This is a genomic window from Bowmanella denitrificans, assembly GCF_039522935.1.
GTDB lineage: Bacteria > Pseudomonadota > Gammaproteobacteria > Enterobacterales > Alteromonadaceae > Bowmanella > Bowmanella denitrificans.
Genome location: NZ_BAAAEI010000034.1, coordinates 1 through 717 on the forward strand (window position 1 = coordinate 1; position 717 = coordinate 717).

1 protein-coding gene is annotated in these 717 nt (G+C 52.9%); it reads left to right on the plus strand.

The window, feature by feature from the left end; genetic code table 11:
* Window positions 1–717, plus strand: a 717-nt coding sequence (locus ABD028_RS23165; protein WP_343847693.1) for an alpha/beta hydrolase family protein, incomplete at both ends; no start/stop codon positions are given.

Sequence of the window (717 nt, forward strand, 5' to 3'; positions counted from 1 at the left end):
CTATTTATTGAAGGACAAGAAAGACTTAAGCCTGATTGGCCAAACCTCAACCTTAAAACCCGAGCAACTGTCTGATGTGAAATACATCAGCTATAAAGCCCGAGATGGGCGTAAAATTCCTGCGTATGTCACCCTGCCAAAAGGCGACAAACCCTTCCCCACCGTGGTGATGCCCCATGGCGGTCCCTGGGCGCGTGATGTGGTGATTTACGATGAATGGTCACAGCTACTGGCCCATCACGGATATCTGGTTATCCAGCCACAATTCAGAGGCTCCGAGGGTTTTGGTCTGGATCATTGGGTGGCCGGTGACCAGCAATGGGGCCTGAAAATGCAGGATGATATGGATGACGGCGCGCAATTCCTGGTCGCCAAAGGTCTGGCCGACCCCAACAAACTAGCCATGTTCGGCTGGAGTTTCGGCGGCTATTCTGCCTTCGTCGGCTCCATGCGTGACAACAACCTGTACAAATGCAGTATCGCCGGCGCGGGCGTCAGTGATCTGGGGCGCATCAATGCCACCCTGAACGACAACCGCTTCTCCCGTGAGTTACAGCGCCCTACAATCAAGGGTGTCAATCCCCTTGACCTGGTGGAGAAGGTTAATGTGCCACTGCTGGTTATCCATGGTGACATCGACCAACGGGTACCGGTTGAACACAGCAGGCTTTTTGTGGAAAAGCTTAAGAAACTCGGTAAAGACCACAAATACGTGGA